At 66.9% G+C, this 25,630-nt stretch carries 18 protein-coding genes and 1 tRNA gene; 15 read left to right on the forward strand and 4 right to left on the reverse strand.

Going from position 1 to position 25,630, the window contains the following annotated elements:
- Window positions 1-62: 62 nt before the first annotated feature.
- From paoA to KZX46_RS12285, 4 genes are all read left to right on the forward strand, one after another.
- Window positions 63-698: an aldehyde dehydrogenase iron-sulfur subunit PaoA gene (gene paoA / locus KZX46_RS12270; RefSeq protein ID WP_219776806.1), complete on the forward strand. Its 636-nt coding sequence runs from the start codon at window positions 63-65 to the stop codon at window positions 696-698.
- Entirely contained in the window at window positions 695-1,648 is a 954-nt protein-coding gene (locus tag KZX46_RS12275) for a xanthine dehydrogenase family protein subunit M (protein WP_219776807.1), read from the forward strand. Before paoA ends, KZX46_RS12275 begins: the two co-directional genes overlap by 4 nt.
- On the forward strand, window positions 1,645-3,864 hold the full coding sequence (gene paoC / locus KZX46_RS12280) for an aldehyde oxidoreductase molybdenum-binding subunit PaoC (RefSeq protein WP_219776808.1): 2,220 nt from the start codon (window positions 1,645-1,647) through the stop codon (window positions 3,862-3,864). Before KZX46_RS12275 ends, paoC begins: the two co-directional genes overlap by 4 nt.
- 120 nt (window positions 3,865-3,984) lie before the next feature.
- Window positions 3,985-5,673: a hypothetical protein gene (locus tag KZX46_RS12285; RefSeq protein ID WP_219776809.1), complete on the forward strand. Its 1,689-nt coding sequence runs from the start codon at window positions 3,985-3,987 to the stop codon at window positions 5,671-5,673.
- Between the two features lie 21 nt (window positions 5,674-5,694).
- Here the strand turns inward: KZX46_RS12285 and KZX46_RS12290 are convergent, their stop codons facing one another.
- Both KZX46_RS12290 and KZX46_RS12295 read right to left on the reverse strand, forming a co-directional pair.
- Complete coding sequence (locus KZX46_RS12290) at window positions 5,695-6,288, reverse strand: DUF4337 family protein (RefSeq protein ID WP_219776810.1); 594 nt, start codon at window positions 6,286-6,288, stop codon at window positions 5,695-5,697.
- Between the two features lie 99 nt (window positions 6,289-6,387).
- On the reverse strand, window positions 6,388-7,671 hold the full coding sequence (locus KZX46_RS12295) for an MFS transporter (protein WP_219776811.1): 1,284 nt from the start codon (window positions 7,669-7,671) through the stop codon (window positions 6,388-6,390).
- A gap of 338 nt (window positions 7,672-8,009) precedes the next feature.
- Here KZX46_RS12295 and KZX46_RS12300 point away from each other — a divergent pair, with 338 nt between their 5' ends.
- Entirely contained in the window at window positions 8,010-8,738 is a 729-nt protein-coding gene (locus tag KZX46_RS12300; RefSeq protein WP_219776812.1) for a response regulator, read from the forward strand.
- Complete coding sequence (locus KZX46_RS12305; protein WP_219776813.1) at window positions 8,732-10,108, forward strand: sensor histidine kinase KdpD; 1,377 nt, start codon at window positions 8,732-8,734, stop codon at window positions 10,106-10,108. Before KZX46_RS12300 ends, KZX46_RS12305 begins: the two co-directional genes overlap by 7 nt.
- Here KZX46_RS12305 and KZX46_RS12310 read toward each other — a convergent pair.
- Window positions 10,054-12,555, reverse strand: coding sequence for a DegT/DnrJ/EryC1/StrS family aminotransferase (locus KZX46_RS12310; protein WP_219776814.1), 2,502 nt, complete (start codon window positions 12,553-12,555; stop codon window positions 10,054-10,056). The two genes, KZX46_RS12305 and KZX46_RS12310, sit on opposite strands and share 55 nt — an antisense overlap.
- A 300-nt stretch (window positions 12,556-12,855) precedes the next feature.
- On the opposite strand from KZX46_RS12310, the gene KZX46_RS12315 reads away from it, so the two are divergent.
- Window positions 12,856-13,863: a glycosyltransferase family 2 protein gene (locus KZX46_RS12315; RefSeq protein WP_219776815.1), complete on the forward strand. Its 1,008-nt coding sequence runs from the start codon at window positions 12,856-12,858 to the stop codon at window positions 13,861-13,863.
- Between the two features lie 31 nt (window positions 13,864-13,894).
- Here KZX46_RS12315 and KZX46_RS12320 read toward each other — a convergent pair.
- A tRNA-Leu gene (locus tag KZX46_RS12320) sits at window positions 13,895-13,981 on the reverse strand.
- A gap of 171 nt (window positions 13,982-14,152) precedes the next feature.
- Here KZX46_RS12320 and KZX46_RS12325 point away from each other — a divergent pair.
- The 8 genes from KZX46_RS12325 to gltB all read left to right on the forward strand — a co-directional run bounded on the left by KZX46_RS12325 (window position 14,153) and on the right by gltB (window position 25,559).
- Entirely contained in the window at window positions 14,153-15,127 is a 975-nt protein-coding gene (locus KZX46_RS12325) for a complex I NDUFA9 subunit family protein (RefSeq protein ID WP_219776816.1), read from the forward strand.
- A gap of 38 nt (window positions 15,128-15,165) precedes the next feature.
- On the forward strand, window positions 15,166-15,993 hold the full coding sequence (locus KZX46_RS12330; RefSeq protein ID WP_219776978.1) for an undecaprenyl-diphosphate phosphatase: 828 nt from the start codon (window positions 15,166-15,168) through the stop codon (window positions 15,991-15,993).
- A 1,156-nt stretch (window positions 15,994-17,149) separates the two neighbouring features.
- Window positions 17,150-17,824 (forward strand): hypothetical protein, encoded by a 675-nt coding sequence (locus KZX46_RS12335; RefSeq protein ID WP_219776817.1) that lies wholly within the window; start codon window positions 17,150-17,152, stop codon window positions 17,822-17,824.
- Window positions 17,825-18,225: 401 nt separating this feature from the next.
- A complete protein-coding gene (locus KZX46_RS12340) occupies window positions 18,226-19,656 on the forward strand; it encodes an NAD(P)-dependent oxidoreductase (protein WP_226896252.1) in 1,431 nt (476 codons plus the stop codon).
- Window positions 19,657-19,664: 8 nt separating this feature from the next.
- Window positions 19,665-20,228 carry a hypothetical protein gene (locus KZX46_RS12345; RefSeq protein ID WP_219776818.1) on the forward strand — a complete coding sequence of 188 codons (564 nt, stop codon included), beginning with the start codon at window positions 19,665-19,667 and terminating at the stop codon, window positions 20,226-20,228.
- Window positions 20,225-20,521, forward strand: coding sequence for a hypothetical protein (locus KZX46_RS12350; protein WP_219776819.1), 297 nt, complete (start codon window positions 20,225-20,227; stop codon window positions 20,519-20,521). Before KZX46_RS12345 ends, KZX46_RS12350 begins: the two co-directional genes overlap by 4 nt.
- The gene (locus tag KZX46_RS12355) at window positions 20,518-20,991 is read left to right on the forward strand and encodes a hypothetical protein (RefSeq protein WP_219776820.1); all 474 of its coding nucleotides are present in this window, start codon (window positions 20,518-20,520) and stop codon (window positions 20,989-20,991) included. The genes KZX46_RS12350 and KZX46_RS12355 overlap by 4 nt, the downstream gene beginning before the upstream one ends.
- Window positions 20,988-25,559, forward strand: a complete 4,572-nt coding sequence (gene gltB / locus KZX46_RS12360; RefSeq protein WP_219776821.1) for a glutamate synthase large subunit — start codon at window positions 20,988-20,990, stop codon at window positions 25,557-25,559. Before KZX46_RS12355 ends, gltB begins: the two co-directional genes overlap by 4 nt.
- Window positions 25,560-25,630 lie beyond the last annotated feature (71 nt).

A 25,630-nucleotide genomic window follows, 5' to 3' on the forward strand; every position in this document is an offset into this window, starting at 1 on the left:
GAACCAGCTTTCCGGCCGTTAAGCGCGTACACTCACTGGCGCGCTTGCCGGATCGGATTTCTATGACCCCCACGATCGACCTCGAAATTTCACGTCGCAGCGTCCTCGCGGCGGGTGCTGCGACGGCGGCGCTGACGCAAGTGTCGGGTGCCGAGGCGCAGGGCGTCGTGCCGTCGAGTCCGCCGACGGTGATGGGCGTCTCGTTCGTCGTTAACGGCACGCGTCGCGACCTCAAGCTCGATACGCGCACCACCCTGCTCGATGCGCTCCGCGAGCATCTTCAGCTCACCGGGACCAAGAAAGGCTGCGATCACGGCCAGTGCGGGGCGTGCACCGTGATCGTCGACGGCAAGCGGATCAATTCGTGCTTGAGCCTTGCGGTCATGCACGAGGGCGACAAGATCACGACGATCGAGGGGATCGGGACGCCCGAGCATCTGCATCCGATGCAGGCGTCATTCATCAAGCACGACGGCTATCAGTGCGGTTATTGCACCCCGGGCCAGATCTGCTCGGCCGTATCCGTGCTTGCCGAGATTGCGGCCGGTGTTCCGAGCCATGTCACCGGAAGCCTGACCGAGAAGCCAGTCGTAACCAACGACGAAATGCGTGAGCGGATGAGCGGCAACATCTGTCGCTGCGGTGCCTATTCCAACATCCTCGAAGCGATGACCGAAGTCGCGGGAGCGCGGGCATGAAGGCCTTTACCTATGAGCGGGCCACGAGCCCGGCCGAAGCCGCTGCGGCAGTCGCCCGTCAGCCGGACGCGAAGTTCATCGCCGGCGGCACCAACCTGCTCGACCTGATGAAGCTCGAGATTGAAACACCCACGCACATCGTCGACGTCAACGGGCTCAAGCTCGACACCATCGAGGCAACTGCTGAAGGCGGCCTCCGCATTGGTGCCCTTGTAAGCAATACCGACCTGTCCGCCGACCACAGGGTCCGTCGAGATTACGGCGTGCTTACGCGAGCGATCGTCGCGGGTGCGTCGGGCCAGTTGCGCAACAAGGCGACGACCGCCGGCAACCTGCTCCAGCGCACGCGATGCCCGTATTTTTACGACACCAACCAGGCGTGCAACAAGCGCCGCCCGGGATCGGGTTGCGCCGCGATCGGTGGTTGCAGCCGCCAGCTCGCGATCATCGGGACGAGCGACGCCTGCATCGCCACCTACCCGGGCGACATGGCGGTCGCGATGCGGCTGCTCGACGCGACGGTGGAAACGATCCGCCCCGACGGTGCGAAGCGTAACATCGCGATCAGCGACTTCCACGTGCTGCCCGGTAAGACCCCGCAGATCGACAACGCGTTGGCGCACGGCGAACTCATCACGGCGGTGACTTTGCCGCGTCCGCTTGGCGGGACGCACATCTACCACAAGGTCCGCGACCGCGCGTCTTATGCGTACGCACTCGTCTCCGTCGCGGCGATCGTCCAGCGAGACGGTAGCGGCCGCGTCGCAATCGGCGGGATCGCGCCCAAGCCGTGGCGGGTTGCGGCAGCGGACGCCGCATTGCCGGAAGGGGCCCATGCGGTCGCGACGCGGTTGCTCGCCGACGCGAAGCCGACCCACGATAATGCATTCAAGGTGCCACTCGTCGAGCGAACGCTCGGCGCGGTCATGGCCGAAGCGAGGGCAGCATGAAGTTCGACACTCCCGCGGGTCAGAACCCGATCGACCAGCTCAAGCTCGTCGGCAAGCCCACCGATCGAATCGACGGCAAGTTCAAGACGACCGGCACTGCGCCGTACGCGTACGAACGCCACGACGTCGCACCCAATCAGGCGTACGGCTATATCGTCGGCTCGGCGATCGCCACGGGACGCATCACGGCGATGGACCTCGTTGAGGCAAAGGCCGCTCCGGGCGTGATCGCCATCGTGTCGACACTCGACATGCCGAAGCTGCCGCTGGCGGAGCATAATGTCGCTCACCTGTTTGGCGGTGCCGATGTCGCGCATTATCATCAGGCGATCGCACTCGTCGTCGCCGAGACGTTCGAGCAGGCGCGGGCCGCCGCCAATCTCGTGCGGGTGACTTACGCGAGGGGCAAGGGCAGGTTCGATCTCGCTGAACTGGCGCCGAGCGCGCCGCTTGAAGGCGGTGGCAGCGGCGAGGGCAGCAGCGCCCCCAAGATCGACCGTGTCGGCAATTTCGAAGGCGCGTTTACCTCGGCCCCGGTCAAGCTCGACGCGATCTACACGACGCCCGATGAAAGCCATGCGATGATGGAGCCGTTCGCCAGCATCGCCGCGTGGAACGGCGATAAGCTGACGATCTGGACATCGAACCAGATGATCACCTGGGGCAAGAAGGACCTCGCCAAGACGCTGAGCATCCCGGAGGCCAACCTGCGCATCGACTCGCCGTATATCGGCGGCGGTTTTGGCGGGAAGCTGTTCGTTCGCGCCGATGCTCCGCTGGCGGCGCTCGGGGCCAAGGCGGCGGGGCGGCCGGTCAAGGTCACGATGCAGCGGCCGATGATGTTCAACAATTCGACCCATCGGGCGGCGACGATCCAGCGCATTCGCATCGGCGCGGACCGCGATGGCACGATCACCGCGATCGCGCACGAGAGCACGTCGGGCAACCTGCCCGACGGCAAGCCCGAGACTGCGGTGTCGCAGACCAAGCTGCTGTATGCCGGGGCCAATCGCATGACACTGATGCGGCTTGCCGTGATGGACCTGCCCGAGGGGAACGCGATGCGCGCGCCCGGCGAGGCTCCCGGTCTGATGGCGCTCGAGATCGCTATGGACGAGATGGCCGAGAAGCTCGGCATGGATCCGATCGACTTCCGCGCCAAGAACGACACGCAGGTCGATCCGGAAAAGCCCGAGCGCAAATTCTCGCAGCGCCAGTTGGTCGAGTGCATGCACCTCGGGGCCGAGCGCTTCGGCTGGAGCGAGCGTAACGCCAAGCCCGGGCAGGTGCGCGATGGGCAGTGGCTGGTCGGCATGGGCATGGCCGCCGGCTTCCGCAACAATATGCTGACCAAGTCGGGTGCGAAGGTCAGCCTCGACCGCCACGGCGTCGTCACCGTCCGGACCGACATGACCGATATCGGCACCGGCACCTACACGATCATCGCGCAGACTGCGGCCGAGATGATGGGCCTGCCGCTCGACAAGGTCGTCGTGATGCTCGGTGATTCCGACTTCCCGGCATCGGCTGGATCGGGCGGGCAGTGGGGCGCGAACAACTCGACCTCGGGGGTTTATGCCGCGTGTACCAAGCTTCGCGAGGCAGTCGCGCAGAAGCTCGGCTTCAACTCCGCCGACGCTGAATTCAGCGGCGGCAAGGTCCGCGCGGGCAATCGCAGCGTCGCGATCGGCGACGCGGCGAAGGACGGCGACCTGACCGTCGAGGACCATATCGAATATGGCGACCTCGATAAGCGCTTCCAGCAGTCGACTTTCGCCGGGCATTTCGTCGAGGTCGGCGTCAACGCCTACACCGGCGAAACCCGCGTCCGGCGTATGCTCGCGGTCTGTGCCGCAGGTCGGATCATCAACCCGAAGTCGGCGCGCAGCCAGGTCATCGGCGCGATGACGATGGGCGTCGGCGCAGCGTTGATGGAGGAACTCGCGGTCGACAAGCGCTTCGGCTACTTCGTCAATCATGACCTCGCCACGTACGAGGTGCCGGTCCACGCCGACATCCCGCATCAGGAGGTCGTCTTCCTCGATGAAGTCGACGTGCTGTCGTCGCCGATGAAGGCCAAGGGTGTCGGCGAGCTTGGCCTCTGCGGCGTCGGCGCGGCGATCGCCAACGCGGTCTACAACGCCACCGGGGTCCGCGTTCGCGACTACCCGATCACCCTCGACAAGTTCATCGACCGCCTGCCAAAGGTCGCGTGACTGGGCGGGGAGCCGCCGCACCTGGCGGCTCCCCCCATATGGCAGGCTGAAACGGGTTTGTTCGTCCCGCGTTCAGCGCGCGCCGTCCATCGTCACGGCAGTTGTTGATGGGGACACGTGATGACATCTGCCCGGTTTACCGCTTCGCGCCTTGCACTCGCGACCGTCGCTGCCTCGCTGGCGCTCGCCGCCTGCAACCAATCCCCGGCAACTCCGGCAAGCGGCACCCAGCCGGCGACCGCCGCGCCGATTGCCGCGCTGCCGCTGGCGACCGCAACGCCGCCCGCGCCGATCGCTGCAGCGCCCGCTGTGTTGCCGCCGAGTGCAACAAAAGTGCGCGTGGCTGTGCGGCCCGCCGAGCGGTACCGCTACGTCGATCGCGCGGTTCAATACAACAAAGCGTTCGGCAGCACGCCGCCCGACTATACCGTCGACTATCAGGGCACCCGGCCTTGGGTCTGGAGGGCGAACGACGGGGCGTATCGCGTCGCCGAGCAACTGCCTCAGGGCGAACGCTATTATTACTATCAGGCCGGTGCGGAGCAGCCGTTCTACGTCGCCGATCCGCAGGGCGGCTATGCGTATGAGGACGGCGCGCTGGTCGCGGTCTACGGCCCCGATGGTGCTCCGCTCGCCGATCTTTATGCCGAGCAGCGCGCGGCGCAGGCAGCCGCCTATCTGTCGCGGGCGCGAGCGCTTTATCACGCCGCGCAGTATGATCAGCGCCAGGCCGCTTATGCCGCCGAGTGGCAGGAGCGTCGCGCCGACTTCGCCGCGCGGCAGCAGGCGTATGACGATGCGCGCGCCCGCGACGCCGACTGGCAGGCATGGCACGATGCCCATCAGGATGAGGAGCGGCGCCGCTGGCAGGACGAGGCCAACCGCCGCACGGCCTATGCCGCAGCCATCGGTGCCGGCGTTGCCGTCGCCACGGTGGCAATAACCCGCGAGCGCGATAACCGCCGCGACGATACGCGCTTCGGCGGCGGCAACGGCGGGTATAATCCCGGTTCACCGCGCGGACCGGCAACTTTTCAGCCGGGGCCCGGTAATGGCGGCGACGCGCGCGCTGCCGATGCGGCTCGCGCTCAGGCGGCAGCAGCAGCAGCGGGAGCAGCGCGAAGTCAGGCCGAGGCGCGCCGCGAGGGCGATGCGGCGCGAGCTTCCGCCGCGGGGGCCGCGCACGATGAAGCCGAAGCACGGTTAGCAGCTGCGCGCACTCAGCAGGCCAACCGCGACGAGCAACGTGCCGCCGAGGTCCAGCGCCAGCAGGCGCTGCAGAGCCAGCAGCGCGCTGCGGAGGTCCAACGCCAGCACGCTAGCCGCGACGAACAACGCGCTGCCGATGCTCAACGCCAGCAGGCTGCGCAGAGCCAACAGGCGGCACAGCGCAAACAGTTGGCCGAAGCCGCGGCGGCGCAGCGTCAGCAGGCGGTGGCAGCAGAACGCGATCAGGCGCGCGCCGCAGCCGACGCGCAGCATCAGCAAGCGTCCAACGCCCGCGCTGCAGCTGAAGTACGACACCAGCAGGCGGCCGCCCAACGCCAACAGACGGCCGCTGCGGAACGCGACAAGTCTCGCGCGATGGCCGACTCGCAGCACGCCCAGGCGGCGGCCAGAGCGCAGGCCGTCGACGCGCAGCGCCAGGAGGCCGCGGCCGCAGGGAGAACGCGAGCTGCCTCTGACGCCCAACGCAAGCAAGACGCCGCAGCAAAGCCGCGGCCGATGGAGCGGCCGAAGGCCGATCCTGCCCATGCGAAGGCTGAACCCGAGCAGAAGGACAGGAAGCCTGAACATCCGCCGGGCTGACCGGCGACGGTGTTCCCTCGACTACAGGATAGTCACGCCCGCAGCGGTCATGACGGCGAGGGCGATGCCGGCAATCGCGAGGATGACCGCGCCCCCGACGATCGGCCGCGAGCGCGCGACCAGCGCAATCGACAGCAGGACGATGGCCATCTGCAGTGCCGTCTCGCCGAGTTCGTAGCCTTCACCGGCGGTCGCGGCCTGTTCACCTGCCTGCCGTTCGCGCTGGCCGGTGGCTTCGAGTTGGTTGATCCCATGCCCGGCCTTGTCCGGGCCGCGCAGCCGCGCGGCCTCGGCAACCCACGCTTGCCGGTCGGCATCGCTCGCCGCGGTCGATTTCGCGGCGGCTTTGACGACGGTCTCGCGGATGATTTTCGCTTGCATGTAGTTGAAGGTATCCGAGGCCGCGATGCCGCTCAGCAGGCTTTTGCGCGCCGCGCCGGCTGCCGCCATGTGGACGATCGCCAGCGATACCGCGAGGACGCCGACGAGGAGCGAGACCCGGTCGCGGAAGCGGCGCTCGTTGGCACGCTCGACCGAATCGACCGACGACCGTTCGGTTTCGGCGCGCTCGATCGCCTCGTCGATCATTTCCTTGGCGTCAGCAGGCTCGACCATTTTGCACCCTCATTTGCGCGATCTGCCACGCCCCTTATCGTAGATCGTCACCCGCGATCAGGGTAAATCTCTCTCGCTTTGGCGACATGCTGTTGCCACTCAGGCCGACTGGGGGTCACCGTTGTCTGGGTTGGCGGCGCTCTCGCAGGCTCCCTCGATGGTGCGTGCGAACACGATCCACAGCGCGAGGCTGGCCAGCGCGAAGCTGCCGAGGATGTAGAAGGCGATGTGATAGCCGAGTCCCTGTGCGATCCAGCCGCCGATCGCCGGGCTCAGCGATGCGCCGAGGCCCTGGACCGTCATCACCGCGCCCTGGCCGACGTTGACCCGGCCGGTGCCCGCGAGAAGACACGCAACAAGCCCGGGCACCGCGACGCTCTGCAGTCCGGCGCCGATACCATCGAGCGCCTGGACCGGCCAGACGCCCCAATTCTCGATGAAGGTGCCCGCGAGAAAGCCGCGTAGCGGCAAGGCCGCGAACGAGATCAACAGCACCAGCCAGTATCCCTTTCCGGCGGACATCCGCATCGCGACAAGCGACGCGACGATCATCACCGCCTGCGCAACGACGACCGTCGTCGCGGTGAACAGCGCGGGGTTGCCTTTGCCGGCTCCGACGACGGCAAGACCGTAGAGCGGCAGCATGGCGCCGTTGCCGAGATGGAAGCACGCCAGCGCCGCCGCGAGGATCAGCATCGGCTTGTTCTTGAGCAGTGCCCGGAAGCCCTCGGCTTTTCCATCCTCCGCATCGTCCTCGCCGCCGCCCTCGTTTTCCAGCCCTCGCGCCGCCTGGTGATCGATCGCCGCCTCCGGGATCATCATCACGGTGATGATCGCGAGCACGCCGAACACTGCCGCAAGATAGAAGATCGCCGGCATGCCGAACTTCCAGCCGAGCCAGCCCGACAGGCCGGCGCCAACCATGTTGCCCGCGTGGTTCCACGCCTGGTTGCGGCCGTTCTGGGCGTTGAAGCCGTTCTGCCGGACGACACCGAGCGTCATGCCCGTGACCGCCGGGCCGATCGCGGCTCCGGCGATCGCGGTCGCGACCTGGCTCACCGTCACGACCCAGCCCGACTGCGACAGCAGGATCAGGAACGACGCCATCACGGTGCAGATGCCGGTGACGATCACCACCAGCCGCTTCTTCTCGGTGTGATCGATGAACGCACCGGCCGGCACGGTCATGATCATTCCGGCGATCCCGCCGACGGTCATCACCGTGCCGATCGGTCCGGTCGCCCAGCCGCGCTGCTGGAGGAAGACGCCGAGGAACGGCCCGATCCCCGCCTGCAGGTCGGCCATGAAGAAATTGAGCGCCTGAAGCGCAGTCTTCGCGCGCTTGACCTCGCTCGCATCATCTCCCGGACGAGATTGTGCCATTGCCCCTGTTGCCATCCGTTTTGCCTCGCCAGTTATTGCCCGGTCCACAGCCCCGAAGATGGACCCCAAGGCCGTGAGATAGCTGCAGGAACACGATCATCGTGCGCGCCCGATGATGAGTACGCGGCGGGAAACGAACCGGACGCGCCGCTCTGGCCGATCAGCCGACAGGGCGTGATCGGGCTATCCGGCCAGACTGCGGCCCGATCCGGGCAAAGCGTGTCGCAGTGTATCGAGCCGGGCAAATCGCGCGTCGAAGTGTACCCGTCGGCCGAAGCGACGGCGGTTCGACACCATTTGCCGGAGACCCGATCTGGCATTTAAGGCAGAGGCGAACGATGCAGGACGAACCGCACATCATCGTCGTCGAGGACGACCGCGAGATTGCCGCGCTGGTCGCAGCGATGCTCCGGGCGAACGGCTATCACGTGTCGGAGGCATCGAACGGCACGGCGCTGCGGACGCTGCTCGGCCGGCACGGCGACGTCGCGCTGGTCGTCCTCGACCTCAATCTGCCCGGCGAGGGCGGGCTCGACGTGTGCCGCTGGCTGCGCCGGACCGGCAACGTGCCGATCATCATGCTCACTGCGCGGGGCGACCCGATCGACCGGGTGATCGGGCTGGAGATCGGTGCCGACGACTATCTCGCCAAGCCGTTCGAGCCGCGGGAGCTACTCGCCCGCATCCGCAGCGTCCTGCGCCGGACCGCGGCGATCCCGCTCGGCGAGCCGGTGCCCGAGAGCGAACCCGCCGAGGTTCGCTTCGGCATATGGCGGCTCGACCACCGCCGTCGGCATCTGGTCGCGGCGGACGGCTTGATCGTTCCGCTGTCGGGCAGTGAATACCGGCTGCTCGCGACGCTGATCGCACACCGCGGCAAGGTGTTGCCGCGCGAGGTTCTCCACCGCCTGACCGGCGGCACGGACGATGCCGCGCTCGATCGCTCGATCGACCTGCGGATCAGCCGGCTGCGCGGCAAGCTGGGCGACGATCTCGACGGCTCGCCGATCATCAAGACGGTGCGCGGGCGCGGCTATGTCTTCAGCGAGGCAGTCGAGCAGTGCTGAGCACGCTCCGCCACTTCGTCGATTCGATGGCCGGGCGGATCTTCATGGTGCTGATCATCGGCATCGCCGCTGCGGCGTTGGTCGCGTCGCTGCTGGCGGTCTTCGAGCGTCGCGCCGAAGTGTCGGCCGAACGCGCCGACCGCGTCGTCGACCGGATCGTCGCGGCCCTCGACGAAGGTCCGCCGCCGCCCGGCACCCGCCGCCTCGATCGGCTCCCCATTGGCGAAGCGGCACCCGCGATCGCGCAGCGGATCATCCAGCGTGTTGCCGACGCGCACGACGTCACCGTCAACATCGTCGAGGCGGCGGCCTGCCGCGCCGCGCCGCGCCCGTCCTTGCCATCGGTTGACGCCCCCCATCCGCCGCGCCCGCCGCGCCCAATCTGTTATGCGGTCCGCCTCGCGCTCGGGACGGGCCGGCCGATTGTCCTCGCCGTCGATGCGCCGCCCCGCCCGGGGCCGACCGAGCCGGTTGCGAGTGCCTCGTTCCTTGTTGCGCTTGGGCTTGCCGTGGTGGCGCTCGCGCTGGTCGTCGCCCGGATGGCGGCGCGGCCGATCGCACGGCTTGGGGCTGCCGCGCAGGCCATCGCCGCCGACCTCGATGCCGCGCCGGTAGCGGCGACCGGTCCCGGCGACGTTCGACGGGCGATCATCGCGTTCAACGACATGCAGGTTCAGCTGCGCCGGACGGTGGAAGAGCGGACGTACATGCTCGCCGCGATCTCGCACGACCTGCGCAGTCCGTTGACCCGGATGCGGCTGCGTCTCGACGGCATCGAGGATGTGGTCCTGCGCGACAAGCTCATTGGCGACGCACAGGCGATGACGGCGCTGATCGAGGAAGGGCTGGAGCTGGCGAGGCTGTCGCGCGGCAGTGAGGCCGCGCTGGTCCCGGTCGACATCGGCGCGCTGGTGGCGAGCCTGTGCGAGGACGCGCAGGACGTCGGGCAGCCGGTCTCATTACGGACGCCGTCGCGGATCATCGCGCGGACGCAGCCCGATGCCTTGCGCCGGATCGTCGCCAACCTGATCGACAACGCGCTGCTTTACGGCGGCAGCGCCGAAATCTGGGTCGACGTCGCGGACCGCGGCACCAGCATCCACGTCGCCGATCGCGGTCCTGGCATCCCGTTCGCCGACCTCGACCGCGTGTTCGATCCGTTTCGCCGCCTCGATACGGCGCGGTCGAGCGGTCAGGGATCGGGACTAGGGCTGACGATTGCCCGGCTGCTCGCCCGCCGTATCGGCTGCACCGTTAGCCTGCGGAACGCGGAGACCGGCGGGCTGGTGGCGACGGTGACGTTCGACACAGCGGATCAGGCAGTGATCCGAAGCCCCGGCACCTCGTCGACGCGCAAGGCCGTGAGCTGATCAACGATCATCTCGCCTACGGGATTCTGCCACGTCCACAGGCCATTCGCCTGACCTTGGAAGCTCCGCTCCCCGCCGAAGCGGCCGGCGGGGACGAACCCCGAGGCCAGTCCGACGCCATAGACCCCATCGAGCGGCAGCTCGGCTGAGTCGACGACGCGGCAGCTATCGTCAACCATCGATCCGGCAGCGAGGCCATCGCTCCGTAGGCGAATGTCGCGGCCATTCTCGTCGAACAGCGGCAGCGCGTTGGGGCGGTAGCCGAATGCTGCGATGACGAGATCGGCCGTGTCGAGCGCCGCTTCGGCAGCGGGATCACTCGCCCCGGCCAACCGGTGGAGGCGTAGCCGCGGATCGCCCGATCGCCCGCCGATGCCAAGCGCATGGATGATCAGCTCACGCGCTTCGAGGCGCAGTCCGGCAAGGCGGTAGACGAAACCCGACAGGGGACAGATATCGTCCTCGTCGAAGTCGCTATAGCCATCGGCGCGCGCGGCATCTGCCGAGGGATAGAACAGGCGGAACGGCCGCCGCGACATGACCATGACCCGCTCGACCTGGAAGTGCTTGTCTGCCCGGTCGCGCAGCATCAGCGCGGCCGAGGTCGCGGCGCTGGTCGAGCCGCCGACGATCACGATTCGCGCCGGGCGGTTCTTCGGCAGCAGTTCGGCGACCCGCTCGAGCCCGCCGACGCTCAGGATGGTATCCGACTGGATCAGCCGGTCGCCGCAGCGTTCGACGAGCGTTCGCCCGGCAACCTTCTCCTCGGCGATGACCCGCGCCGGCTGGTGCCCGCCGGTGGCAAGGACGAGGTTCCTCGCGGTCAGGACGATCGACTTGCCGTCGGCGATGCACCGCGCCCGGACCGACCAAAGGCCGTCGCAGGTGCGCTGGGCGGAGATCACCTCGTGCCCGCGCAGGACCTCGCCGCCGAGCGACACCATCCGCCGTGTCAGAATGTCGCCGAACTTCTCGAGGTAGGTGCCGACCTTCGTCAGCGGCACGCCCAACGCGCCCTTGTGGTCTTCGAGCGCGCGGCTGGCGTCTCCAATCTCGCGCCCGGCTCCCTTGGGTAGCGCCGCATTGGCGCTAAGGAAGGTCTCGGCGGTGCTGTCGGAGGTGATGGCATAATGCCCGAGCATCCCCGAGCCGATCGCCACGCTGCGGTCGATGACGGCGATGCCATCCGCCGCCATCTGTTCGAGCTTGCCCGACCGTGCCGCCGCGCACAGGATTGCCGTCCCGGCCGGCCCGCCGCCGATGATGACCGTGCTTAGCACCCGGTCGCGGGGCAACGCCGTCGCGGGGATCGACCGCGGAAGCCGGGCGCAGATCGCGACCAGCGTTTCGGCGACGCGGTCGACGTCGGCTTCGGTCATCGAATCGGTGATGGGCAGCGACAGGATGCGGGTCGAGATGTCGGCGGTGACGGGGAGCGGGTCGATGACCGCGATCTCGCGGAACCACGGCTGCTCGCCGAGATGCGGGCTGAAGTACGTCCCGGCGCCGATCCCGGATTCGCTCAGGCTGGCGATGATCGCGGCGCGATGCTTGGCGAGCGACGCGGGCAGGAGCAGCGGCATGAACTGGGGGGCCTGGCGATGACCGCGCGCGCGCTGGAAGGCGAAGTTGCTCAGCTGGCGCCGATAGCGCTGGGCGAGGGCATAGCGATGCGCGGCGATGTCCTCGATCTCGGCCAGCTTCGCCTCGGCCAAAAGGGCAGGGATCTCGGCGAGCTTGGCATTGATCCCGGGCAGCGTCGCCGATCGGCCCGACTCGAAGCCGAAGTTCGACATCGCCCGCATCGTCTCGATCTTGGCAGGGGCCGCGCAATAGATCAGCCCGCCCTCCGACGTCGCGAAGGTCTTGGTTGCGTGCATCGAGAAGACCACGGGGAACTGGCAGTCGGTGCCGAAACCGCGCCCGGACTCGTCGAGGGTACCGAGCGAGGCGGCGGCATCGATTACGACCGCGATGTCGTGGCGGCGGGCGATCCAGGCGTAGCGCTCGAGGTCGATCGAGGTGCCGAAGGTGGCGTACGGGACGATCGCCGCGATCCGCCCGCGATGCTCCGACAGCAGCCGCTGCTCGGCCTTCTCGCACAACGTCCACTCGTCCTCGTCGCAGTCGACCAGCAGCGGCGTCAATCCGGCCCAATGCGCGGCGTGCCCGGTCGCGGCGAAGGTGAAGGCCGGCAGCAGCGCGAGGCGGCGCGCGGGGTCCATGCGGTAGGTCTGGCTCTTGATGGCAATCATCAGCCCCAGGGTCGCGTTATTGACCGCGAGGCAGGCGCCGCGGCCGCCGAACAGCTGCTGGGTGATCGCCTGCTCGAAGCGCTGAACGACCGGTCCGGAATTACTATAGATGCCCGAGTCTTCGATCTCGCGGACCCGGTCGACCATCGTCGACAGTTTCGGCGGATTGGGGCGAATCAGGGGAATGTCCATCACGATCCTCGCTCACGCACGCTAACACTCGTTTCACAACCATTACCTACAAGTTACCGGCAAGGTGGCAACACGATTCACGCCCGTTTCGAGCCGGAGCCGCAAGTATCATACTTAACAGCGCCGCCGCCGGGGCTGGCCCTGTCTTAAGGGGGTTCAGTCGAGTGGCGCGTTTTGCGAAGTGTCGCGTTGGTTGATCGATGCGACGCTGGACCGGGATGCCGATGAAGACTGAGGAGCTTGCGCTGACCCGCCGCCTGACTGCCGGACCCCGACCGCTAAACTCATTCGGCGCCTGACGTGCCGGGTGTCGCCGACCGGGGCACGTCGGCCCCACGACTGACGGTCATCGTCAACTCGTACAACTATGCCGCGTATCTCGGGCAGGCGATCGATAGCGCGCTGCAGCAGGACTATGCCGACAAGGAGGTCATCGTCGTCGACGACGGGTCGACCGATGCCTCCCCCGAGATCATCCGATCGTATGGGGCCGCGATCACCCCGGTCTTCCACGAGAACCTCGGCCAGGCGCGGACCTGCCTGCGGGCGGTCGCCCATACGACGGGGGACTACATCCTGTTCCTCGACTCCGACGACTACCTCCTCCCCGGAGCCCTGACCGCGGTCGCTGCCGTTTGCGCCCCCGGGGTCGCCAAGGTCCAGTTCCAGCTCTTGCCCGTTGGGCCGGAGGGTGAGCCGGTCGGCAAACCGTGGCCGGCGATGGGCGACCAGTCGCGCGCCGACCTGCTCCAGCTGATCGAGCGGCAGGGGACCTATGCCGCCCCGCCGAACACGGGCAACGTCCACCGTGCCGACATCTTCGATTACATCGGCGACATCGACTATGAGAACAGCATCGACGGCGTCCCCTATCTCGTCGCGCCGTTGCTCGGGGAGGTCCGCCAGATCACCCGGGCGCTTGGCTGCTATCGCTATCACGCGACCAACTTCTCCGACCACGGCAAGCTCAACCCCGTCAGATTCGCCCTCGAAGCCCAACGGCACAAGGAGAGGCTGCATCACCTGAAGACGATCGCGGCGGAGAACGGCCTACCCATCCCCAATATTACCGACCCCGACCACCACTCCTACGTCCACACGCGTGAAATACTGGCGAAAGCCAGCGGCGGTCATCGCCCTGGTGTACCTCTCGTCTTGCGCTACGCCAGTTCTTTGCTACGCGAGCGGCATGCACCGGGCCTGATACTCAAACTGTCCTTATGGGCAGTTGCGATGCAGCTGTTGGGCGACCGGTCGCGGCGGAAGCTGGCGATCTATCGGAGCGACCCTCGTTCGCGCCGCCGGTAGCGTGCGCGCGACCCCGGGGGAGGGGGGTCACTGGTGCCCTGGAATGGACTCGAACCATCACATCGTTACCAATACCAGCACCTGAAGCTGGCGCGTCTACCAATTCCGCCACCAGGGCACGGTGAGCCGAGTGGCGCGGCGTAGAGAGGGGGGCGGGGCTTGTCAACGGCGGAACGCCCAAGCGGGCAACGCCCGACCCCGGCGCGGCCCGCGCGCGCACCGGCGTTGTAAACGCGCGGACGATGCGCCATGACCCGCCACTGTGCAGCAAGCGGGGAATCGCCTGACGATGGCCGGGAATAATTCTGCATTGATCGACCGGCTCGTCGTCGTCGTCGGCGGGTCGGGCTTCGTTGGGCGGTATCTCGTCCAGGAGCTGGTCAAGACCGGCGCGCGGGTCCGCGTCGTCGTGCGGACGCCCGAGAACGCCAACTTCCTCAAGCCGTTGGGCGGGCTCGGCCAGATCGAGATCGTCGGCGGGAACGTCACCAACGCCGCGAGCATGACCGCGGCATTCACCCACGCCGACGCCGGGGTCAACCTCGTCGGCATCCTCGACGAGCGCAGCGGGCAGAAGTTCGCAGGCGTCCAGGCCGAGGGTGCCGCGAGCGTCGCGCGCGCCGCCGCTGCCGCCAACGTCACAGCCTTCGTCCAGGTCTCGGCGATCGGCGCCGACGCCGGCAGCAAGGCCGAATACGCCTCGACCAAGGCCGCGGGCGAGGCGGCGGTCACTGCCGCGCTGCCGCACGCGACGATCGTCCGCCCGTCGATCGTCTTCGGTCCCGAGGACCAGTTCATCAACCGCTTCGCCACGATGGCGAGCGGCCCGCTCCCGGTCGTGCCGATCGTTGCGGGCGATACCCGTTTCCAGCCGGTGTTCGTCGTCGACGTGGCGAAGGCGATCGTCGCCACGCTCGCCGACCCGGCGGCGTATGGCGGGAAGACCTTCGAGCTCGGCGGGCCGAAGGTTTATGCCTTCCGCGACATCATAGCGTGGATCATGCGCGAGATCCGCAGCACCAAGTCGATGGCCGAGGTTCCCGCTTTCGCGGCGAAGCTGATGGGCCGCGCCGGGGACATCGTCCCGCTCGTGCCGATGACGTCGGGGCAGTTCGAAATGCTCCAGTCGGACAATGTCGCGCGCGTGCAGGGGCTCGATGCGATCGGCATCACGCCGACCCCGCTCGAGGCTGTTGCGCCCGCGTATCTCGAACGCTATCGCACCGCCGGCCGCTTTCACCGCGACCCGGAGACACAAGCTTGACCCTGTCCCTGATCGCCGCCGCCGCCAGCAGCGTCCAGATCGCAAGTGCTGCCGCCAGCGGCACCGGCCACAGCCTCACCGACATCATCATCCTCGGCATCGTCGAGGGCGTGACCGAATTCCTCCCCGTGTCGTCGACCGGGCACCTGATCCTCGCGGGGAAATTGCTCGGCTACGACCCCGACAGCTGGAAATTGTTCAACATCGTCATCCAGTTCGGCGCGATCCTCGCTATCGTCGTGCTGTACTGGCGGACCTTCATGACGGTGATCCGCGGCGTCCTTTCGCGTGATCCCGTATCGCTGCGCTTCGTCCGCAACGTCCTCCTCGCGTTCATCCCCGCCGCGGTGATCGGCTTCATCCTCCACAAGAAGATCGAGGCGCTGCTCGGCCACGCCGAGGTCGTCGCGGTCGCGCTGATCGTCGGCGGCATCGCGATCCTGATCATCGAGCGGATGGCGAAGCGCGTCACGGTCAACGGCGTGTCCGAGATCCCGGTGCGGACCGCGCTCGGCATCGGCCTCGCCCAGTGCCTCGCGATGATCCCCGGGGTCAGCCGGTCGGGCGCCACCATCATGGGGGCGCTGACGATGGGCGTCGAGCGCCGCACCGCCGCCGAGTTCAGCTTTTTCCTCGCGATCCCGACGATGCTCGGCGCGACCGTCCTCGAACTCGTCAGCAACCGCGCGCTGATCAACGCGGGCGAAATCCACGACATCGCGATCGGCTTCGTCGTCGCGTTCATCGTCGCCGTGATCGTCGTCCGCGCCTTCGTCGCGGTGATTAGCCGCTACGGCTTCGCCCCGTTCGCGTGGTACCGGATCGTGGCGGGGATCGCCGCGCTGGTCTGGATCTACGCGGGCTGACGCGGCACGGTCTTCGGTTTGCGGAAGTCCACGAAGTCCACACGAAACGGGCGTTCCGACTGCGCCGCATAAATCGACCATCGCGCCGCTGCCACCCGCGCTCACGTCGTCACGAGCGGTGTTGCAGCCCGCACTAACCCCGTCGTTCCCGCGAAGGCCGGAACCCATTTCCCAGAGGCCATCGGGCATTGTTCCCGGCTGTTCAACGGGCGTTGCCTCAGCACAACCGTCTCTGGAAAATGGGTCCCGGCCTTCGCCGGGATGACGGTTATCGATTGAGTGACCCGCCGCGGGTGAGGGAGCGGCGTCCGGTGCTGCCGGAAGTCCACGAAGTCCACACGAAGCGGGGGTCGTTGCGCGGGCCGCAACGAGCGCTGCTTCGGCCGCCGCCGCTGCTTCGGCATCACGCGCGGCCTCATCCGCGGCGAGCGCGGCTTCCTCCGCCGCGAGCGCAGCTTCTTCCGCCTCGAGCTCCACATCGAGTGCAACGAGCGCCTCGGCATAGGCGTCGTCGGCGCTCTCGGTCGTGTCGTCGTCGCTGTCGCTGTCGCTTATGGCATACAACGGCTGGTGAAAGCGGTTGTCGGCGAGGCGGCCGCGGTTGAGCATCAGGAACATCAGCAGCCGGTTGTCGTAGATAGTCCGCATGCCGACGAGGCCGCCGCCCTGATAGACCTCCTGCTTCTGGCCATACATCGCGCGCTCGATCGCAATATCGGTGATCTGCGCCATTCCCGCCGACCGCGCTGCCTCCCACGCATCGGCGAACGCCCATGCGCTCGGGTGCTGGCGGAGGCGGTACGCGCTCGATGCGTCCATGCCCGCCGAACGACACGCGCTCTTGACGCTGCCCGTATCGCCGAGCCGCTCAATGAAGATGCGCTGACGATCGGGGGTCCAGCCGTCGTCGCGGGGGCGGAGGGTGGCGGGGGCGAAGGGGGGAGGGGTGTGTTTCATCGACGAGTCTATGTAAAATTTACGTCGTGTAGGAAAGTTGTTTCGCTGGCGTCAGAAAAATAACTTCGCTAGACTTGGATCGGCGTCCGTCAACTGTGCTGCCGGGCGTGATTAGTTGCTTTTGTGTGACGTGCGAGCAAGTAGCGTTGACGGCTCGGTTGGCAAAGTTTCCTGATTCTCTCGCCGAAAGGTGTCTCGCATGCCCATGGATCAGCCTTGGCGGACCGCATTCGTTCCCGGCGATTATATCTTCGGCTACGCCAATGTGATCACCGAGTTCGCGCTCGCCCATAAGGACGAGGGGGCATCGGACAAGGACAAGATCCAGGAGCTGGCGACGGATCGCGCGCAAGCGCTCGACGGAAAAGGCAAGGACGCCGACAAGCGATCGTTCCTTGCCTCGCTTGAAAAGCATCCGAAATATGGTGGCATCGTCAGCGATTCGGACATGGATATCCGGGCGACGTCGCTCGCCGGACTCAAGCCCGGGCCGGTCAAGAACAACCGCGAGTGGCGCATCAAGTCGAAGGGGTCGCTTTACTGGGCGACGATGGACGTCAAGAAACACGTCCATTTCCTGCTTGATGGCATCGATATGAAGGAGGTGGTCGACAAGACCCACACCTCCGGCCCGGTTCATGGGCAAGACACGCCGCATGGCACGGATGCCACAGCCAAGACGCGGACGATCACCCATTCCGAACTGCGCTGGCTCTATCGCAACAAGGTGTTTCCGCAGGTCCGCGAGCATGTCCAGTTCTGGCTGGCGGGAGTATGCTGCATTCCGCCGTGGCAATTGGATTCGGGGCTGTGGGCGAAATACCTCCCCAAGAACAGCGTCAGCACGCCCGGCATCATGTGGGAGCTCGACTGAACGAGGGTGATCGCTCCCGTCTGCGGTCGTACCGTCGAGCGGCGGGACGGTCGGTGTCTTGGGGTCGACGATCGGGTGCGTCCCCGTCGGCGGCGGTTGTGGCGGCAAAGGCGTCCGGCGACGTTCTGCTCGCAGGCAGCGGCGTGATGCCAGCGACGAGACACCGTCTAACATCGCCATTCCGCGACGCTGATCCCGCCAAGCATTGAAACAAACGCTTAAATTTTCGTGGTCGAAACGAGTAGTCTCGCAACGGTACTACAATAGGTCTGATAGCACGATTTGCCGACTGCTCACATAGCCAAACGCCAGGGTAGGTCAGCAAGCCTGACCTATCAAACAAAACTTGCTCGACAGCCGCCCTTAACGCTCCTAAAGCATCGCCTGAAGGGAATCGAGTCATGGGCGAAACGATGCTGCGCTTTATCGGCGTCGATCAGGCGTATCCGGCGAAGCGGATGGCCGCCGATCGCGCCGACGATTTCCTCGAGATCGCGCGGCCGTACATTCTCGCCAAGGCCGAGGAGCAGGCGTCGCGGTGTTCGCAGTGCGGGGTGCCGTTCTGCCAGGTCCACTGCCCGCTCCACAACAATATCCCCGACTGGCTCCGCCTGACCGCCGAGGGGCGGCTCGAGGAAGCGTATGAGGCGTCGTCGGCGACGTCGTCGATGCCCGAGATCTGCGGCCGGATCTGCCCGCAGGACAAATTGTGCGAGGGCAATTGCGTGATCGAGCCGGGGTTCGGGTCGGTCACCATCGGCTCGGTCGAGAAGTTCATCACCGACACCGCGTGGGAGATGGGCTGGGTCCGCCCGGTGCGGATTGTCGCCGACCGCAGTTCGCAATCGGTCGGGATCATCGGCGCCGGGCCCGCCGGGCTGACCGCCGCCGAGATGCTGCGGATCAAGGGCTATGACGTCCATATCTATGACCGCCACGACCGCGCGGGCGGGCTGCTGACCTACGGCATCCCCGGCTTCAAGCTCGAGAAGGAGGTCGTGATGCGCCGCGTCGCGCGGCTCGAGGAGGCGGGGATCGTCTTCCACCGCGAGTTCGAGGTCGGGCGCGACGCCACTCTCGACGACCTGCGGAGCCGCCACGACGCGGTGCTGATCGCCACCGGCGTCTATGCCGCGCGCGATATCTCGGCCCCGGGAGTCGGCGTCGACGGCATCGTCCCCGCGCTCGACTATCTGTTCGCGAGCAACCGGCGCGGCTTCGGCGATGACGTGCCGGGAGCTGAGGCGCTCGACGCGAGCGGCAAGCACGTCGTCGTCATCGGCGGCGGCGACACCGCGATGGACTGCGTCCGCACCGCCGTCCGCCAAGGCGCGGCGTCGGTCAAGTGCCTGTACAGGCGCGACCGCACCAACATGCCGGGGTCCCCCCGCGAAGTCGCCAACGCCGAGGAAGAGGGGGTCGAATTCGTCTGGCTCTCGGCTCCCGCGGCGTTTGAAGGCGACACCGTCACCCACGTCCGCGCCAACGCGATGCGCCTCGGCACCGCCGACGGCAGCGGGCGGCGCGCCCCCGAGGTCGACCCCGGCGGCGACTTCCGCGTCCCCGCCGACCTCGTCATTAAGGCACTCGGTTTCGACGCCGAGGACCTCCCCGCGATGTTCGGCGCCCCCGACCTCCGTGTCACCCGCTGGGGCACGCTCCGCTGCGACGGCAAGACGATGAGCACGAGCCTCGACGGGGTGTTCGCGGCGGGCGACATCGTCCGCGGCGCATCGCTGGTCGTCTGGGCGATCCGCGACGGGCGCGATGTCGCGACGTCGATGCACGCGTATCTCCGCGCGAAGGTTGCGGTGGAGCGGGTGGCGGCGTGACGGCGCGAATGGTTCTCGGTCTCGTGCTAGCGCTGGCTATGAATTCGGCGCCCGCTCAGGCTATCAGCCCGGTGCCGCCGACTTATGTGCCTGACCCAGCACGGCTCGCGGCGGCACGCGAGTTAATTGATGTAGCGTTTCCTCAAGATAAGCGTTCGATCCTGCCGGCAATTTGGGTGATCGACGCTGCTCTTAGTCGTGCACGTGTTGCTAGCACCGAACTTGCGGGACATTGGCACGGAGACCCACGTGCTGATCGGATTTTCGATAACTATATCTTCAGTGCACAAGCGACGGCGAGGACTTTTGCACAGGCGCAGATGGTCATATTCTACGATACAATTGGCAAAGCATATGAACGGCAGTTCACGCTGACCGAACTCGCCACGCTCAAGACCTTTTTCCAGACGCCGACCGGAAAATTGGTGGCCGATATGATTATGAATTCGCAGGTGGTGGAGGCGCAACAAGCAATCCTCGCAAATGCGACAGTTTTGGCGCAGACCGAGACGCAGGCGATGGATGCGGAACTCCGTGCGCTCCCCGAACTTCATCCGGGGGCGTTGAAGTGAGGCTAACCGACCACGAAGTCGCCGCGATCAAGGCGGCCGCGCGCGAAGCGTTCGGCGAGACCGCCGTCGTGCGCCTGTTCGGCAGCCGGATCGACGACAGTCTGCGGGGGGGCGACGTCGACCTCCACGTCGAGTCCGACCCCTTGCCCGACGAGTGGCGCGCAAAAGGCCGCTTCGAGGATCGACTGTTTGAGCGCATCGAACCGCGCAAGGTCGACTTGATCGTCAGCCAGCGCGGTGGGACGCCACGCGGGTTCGAGCGCATCGCCTATCGCGACGGGATCGTGCTGTGACCGACGCCGATCGCCAGATCATCGACGACATCGTGACGCGGCTGCGCGACCTGCTGGTCAGCCTTGATGCCGGCGTGGAGGCGGTTCGACCACTTCCTGTCGACGGCGACGCGCTGACCAGTCTGCCGCCGTTAAAGAAGCTCGTCGCATCGGGCTACATCAAGACGATCGAGCAGCTGGAAGACCAACTCGCCCGGCTGTTCCGCACGATCCTCGTCGTCAACGACGTCGACCTCACCGGACTTTTTGCGCGTGATATCGCCGACATGATGGACAAGCTCGAAATCGTCGATGACGTCGAGCGTTGGTCGTCGCTCGTTCGCCTGCGCAACAAGTTGGTCCACGACTATCCGTTGACCAGCGCGTCGCGGCTGGCTCGCCTGATCGAGGCGGACGACGCCGCGGACTTCATCAAGACAACCGCTGACAATGCGCTTGGCTATCTCAAGCAGAGAGGATGGCTCGCATGACCACCACCACCGCCTCCCCCGAAGAACGCGCCCGTGTTGCCGAATTCGGCATGTATCGCCCCGACCTCGAGTCCGATGCGTGCGGGGTTGGGCTCATCGCCGCGACCGACGGCAGGCCCTCCCGCCGGGTCGTCACCGCGGCGATCGACGCGCTCAAGGCGGTGTGGCATCGCGGTGCGGTCGATGCCGATGGTAAGACCGGCGACGGAGCTGGCATCCACGTCGAGCTGCCGCGCGATTTCTTCATCGAACATATCGGCCGCGCCGGGCATGCGCCGAAGCCGAACCTGCTCGCGGTCGGGCAGATCTTCCTCCCCCGCACCGACCTTGCCGCGCAGGAGACGTGCCGGACGATCGTCGAGAGCGAGATCATCGGCTTCGGCTACACGATCTACGGCTGGCGGCAGGTTCCCGTCGACGTCAGCGTGATCGGCACCAAGGCGATGGCGTCGCGCCCTGAGATCGAGCAGATCATGATCGCCGGGCCGCTCCCGACCGCGGCGGGCGACGCGGCCGGGCGGTCGGCGGCGATCGAGGCGTTCGAGAAGGACCTCTACCTCATCCGCCGCCGGATCGAGCGCGCGGTGATCGCGGCGCAAATCCAGGGGTTCTACGTCTGCTCGCTGTCGGCGCGGTCGATCATCTACAAGGGGCTGTTCCTCGCCGAGGAGCTGTCCGTTTTCTACCCCGACCTGATGGACGAGCGCTTCGTGTCGCGCTTCGCGATCTACCACCAGCGCTATTCGACCAACACCTTCCCGCAATGGTGGCTGGCGCAGCCGTTCCGCTGCCTTGCGCACAACGGCGAGATTAACACCGTTCGCGGCAACAAGAACTGGATGAAAAGCCACGAGATCAAGATGGCGGCTTCGGCGTTCGGCGAGCATTCGGAGGACATCAAGCCGCTGATCCCCGCCGGCGCGAGCGACACCGCCGCGTTAGACGCGGTATTCGAGGCGTTCGTCCGGTCGGGCCGCGACGCGCCGACCGCGAAGCTGATGATGATCCCCGAGGCGTGGCAAAAGGACGACACGCTCCCCGACGCGCACCGCGCGATGTACGCGTTTTTCGCCAGCGTGATGGAGGCGTGGGACGGTCCGGCGGCGCTGGCGATGACCGACGGGCGCTGGGTGCTCGCGGGTGTCGATCGCAGCGCGCTGCGCCCCATGCGCTATCTGCTGACCAACGACGGGCTGCTCGTCACGGGGTCGGAGGCGGGGATGGTCGTCGTTCCCGAGACGTCGATCACCGCCAAGGGCGCGCTCGGTCCGGGCGAGATGATCGCGGTCGACCTCGACGGCGAGCCGGGGGAGGGACCGCGCTTCTATTCCGACCGCGCGATCAAGGACCGCATCGCCGGCGCGCAGCCGTACGCCGACTGGGTCGAGCATTTCCGCAACTTCACCGACATCCCCGGGCACGACGGCGCACAGCCCGCCCCCGCCTTCACCCGGAGCGAACTCCGCCAGCGGCAGGTCGCGGCGGGGCTGACGATGGAGGATATGGAGCTGCTGCTCAGCCCGATGGTCGAGGACGCCAAGGAAGCGGTCGGCAGTATGGGCGACGACACCCCGCTCGCGGTGATATCGTCGCGCGCGCGCTGCCTCAGCCACTTTTTCCGCCAGAATTTCAGCCAAGTGACGAACCCGCCGATCGATTCGCTGCGCGAGACGCGGGTAATGTCGCTCAAGACGCGCTTCTCGAACTTCGCCAACATCCTCGATCACGACGCGCGGCAGGAGGGGGTGATGGTCCTCGACTCGCCGGTCCTGACGAACCTCGGCTGGGACCTGCTCGGGCGGCATTATGCGGCACAGGCGGCGATGATCGATTGCACCTTCGAAGTCAGCGGCGGTCCCGACGGCCTGCGCGCGGCGATCGCGCGGGTCCGTGCCGAGGCCGAGCATGCGGTCCGCTCGGGCAAGTCGCAACTGTTCCTGACCGACGAGAACCAGTCGGCCGACCGTGCCGGGATCACGATGATCCTCGCCGCCGCCGGGGTCCACACCCACCTCGTTGCGCGCGGGCTGCGGGCGTTTTCGAGCATCAACGTGCGGTCGTCGGAATGCCTCGACACGCATTATTTCGCGGTGCTGGTCGGGGTCGGCGCGACGACGGTCAACGCCTATCTGGCGCAGGAGGCGATCGCCGACCGCCACGCCCGCGGGCTGTTCGGCGCGCGGAGCTACGACGAGTGTGTCGCGCGCTATAAGAAGGCGGTCGAGGACGGCTTGCTCAAGATCATGGGCAAGATGGGCATCGCCGTGATCTCGTCGTATCGCGGCGGCTATAACTTCGAGGCGGTCGGGCTGAGCCGGGCGCTGGTCAACGACTTCTTCCCGGGGATGCCCGCGAAGATCTCGGGCGAGGGCTTCGCCTCGATCCACTTGAACGCGCAGCTCCGCCACGAGCGCGCGTGGGACGAGGACGTCGCCGCGCTCCCGGTCGGCGGGCTGTACCGCTACCGCGCCGGGGCTGAGGACCATGCGTATCAGGCGAATCTGATCCACCTGCTCCAGACCGCAGTGACCAACGACAGCTATTCCGACTATGTCCGCTTCACCCGCGGCATCGCCGAACTGCCGCCGATCTACCTCCGCGACCTGCTCGAATTCAATTTCGCGAGGACCCCGGCGCGGATCGACACGGTCGAATCGATTACCGAAATCCGCAAGCGCTTCGTCACCCCCGGCATGTCATTGGGCGCGCTCGGTCCCGAGGCGCACGAGACGCTGGCGATCGCGATGAACCGGATCGGCGCGAAGGCGGTCAGCGGCGAGGGCGGCGAGGACCGCAAGCGCTTCACCCCCTACGCCAACGGCGACAACGCCAATTCGGCGGTCAAGCAGATCGCGTCGGGGCGCTTCGGCGTCACCGCGGAATATCTCAACGCGTGCAGCGAGATCGAGATCAAGGTCGCGCAGGGGGCGAAGCCGGGCGAGGGCGGGCAGCTTCCGGGCTTCAAGGTCACCGAGCTGATCGCGCGGCTGCGGCATTCGACGCCGGGCGTGATGCTGATCTCGCCGCCGCCGCACCACGATATCTATTCGATCGAGGACCTCGCGCAGCTGATCTACGACCTCAAGCAGATCAATCCGTTCGCGCGGGTCTGCGTCAAGCTGGTCAGTTCGGCGGGCATCGGCACCGTCGCCGCGGGCGTGGCGAAGGCGCACGCCGACGTCATCCTGATCTCGGGCCACGTCGGCGGCACCGCCGCGTCGCCGCAATCGTCGATCAAATACGCGGGGACGCCGTGGGAAATGGGCCTGTCGGAGGTCAACCAGGTGCTGACGCTCAACGGCCTGCGCCACCGCGTCAAGCTGCGCACCGACGGCGGCTTGAAGACCGGGCGCGACATCGTCATCGCCGCGATCCTCGGCGCCGAGGAATACGGCATCGGTACGCTGGGGCTTGTCGCGATGGGCTGCATCATGGTCCGCCAGTGCCACTCGAACACCTGCCCGGTCGGCATCTGCAGCCAGGACGAGGCGATGCGCGCCAAGTTCACCGGGACGCCCGAGAAGGTCATCAATTTGATGAGCTTCATCGCCGAGGAAGTCCGCGACATCCTCGCCAAGCTGGGCGCGAAGTCATTAAACGAGGTCATCGGCCGGACCGAACTGCTGCGGCAGGTCAGCCGCGGCGCGGAACATCTCGACGACCTCGACTTGAACCCGATCCTCGTCAAGGTCGACGCCCCCGACGAATCGCGCCGCTTCGGCATCGCCAACCACCGCAACGAGGTGCCCGACAGCCTCGACCTCGACATCCTGCGCGACGGCGCGGCTCTATTCGACCGCGGCGAAAAGATGCAGCTGACCTACACCGTCCGCAACACCCACCGCGCCGTCGGCACGCGCGCATCGTCGGCGATCGTCCGCAAGTACGGCATGACGGGGCTCGCCCCGGGGCATCTCCACGTCCGGCTGCGCGGGTCGGCGGGGCAGAGCCTCGGCGCGTTCGGCGTCCAGGGGTTGAAGCTCGAGGTCTTCGGCGAGGCGAACGACTATGTCGGCAAGGGCCTGTCGGGGGCGACGATCGTCGTCCGCCCGATGGTGTCGTCGACGCTCGTCGCGCGCGACAACACGATCATCGGCAACACCGTGCTGTACGGCGCGACGTCGGGGCGGCTGTTCGCGGCGGGACGTGCGGGCGAGCGCTTTGCGGTGCGAAACTCGGGCGCGACCGTCGTCGTCGAGGGCTGCGGCGCGAACGGCTGCGAATATATGACCGGCGGGGTCGCGGTGATCCTCGGCAAGGCGGGCGAGAATTTCGGCGCAGGGATGACCGGCGGCATGGCGTTCGTCCACGACGGCGCGGGCGATTTCGCGCGGAAGATCAACCCCGACAGCATCGTCGTCAACCGCATCGCCAGCGCGCATTGGGACGGCGTGCTGCGCGGCCTGATCGAGGAGCATGAGGCCGAGACCGGGTCGAAGTGGGCGGCGGAGCTGCTGCTCGACTGGGAGCGTGCCCGCGGGGATTTCTGGCAGGTTTGCCCGAAGGAGATGCTGACGCGGCTGGCGCATCCGCTGGTCGATGCGCGGGTGCTGGAGGCGGCGGAATAAGGGGCGAGTCTTATCACTGTCATCCCCGCTTTCGCGGGGATGACAGTTTGAGTAGGGCGCTCGGATCTTGA

It is taken from the genome of Polymorphobacter sp. PAMC 29334 (assembly GCF_019431245.1).
Classification (GTDB): Bacteria; Pseudomonadota; Alphaproteobacteria; order Sphingomonadales; family Sphingomonadaceae; genus Polymorphobacter_B; species Polymorphobacter_B megasporae.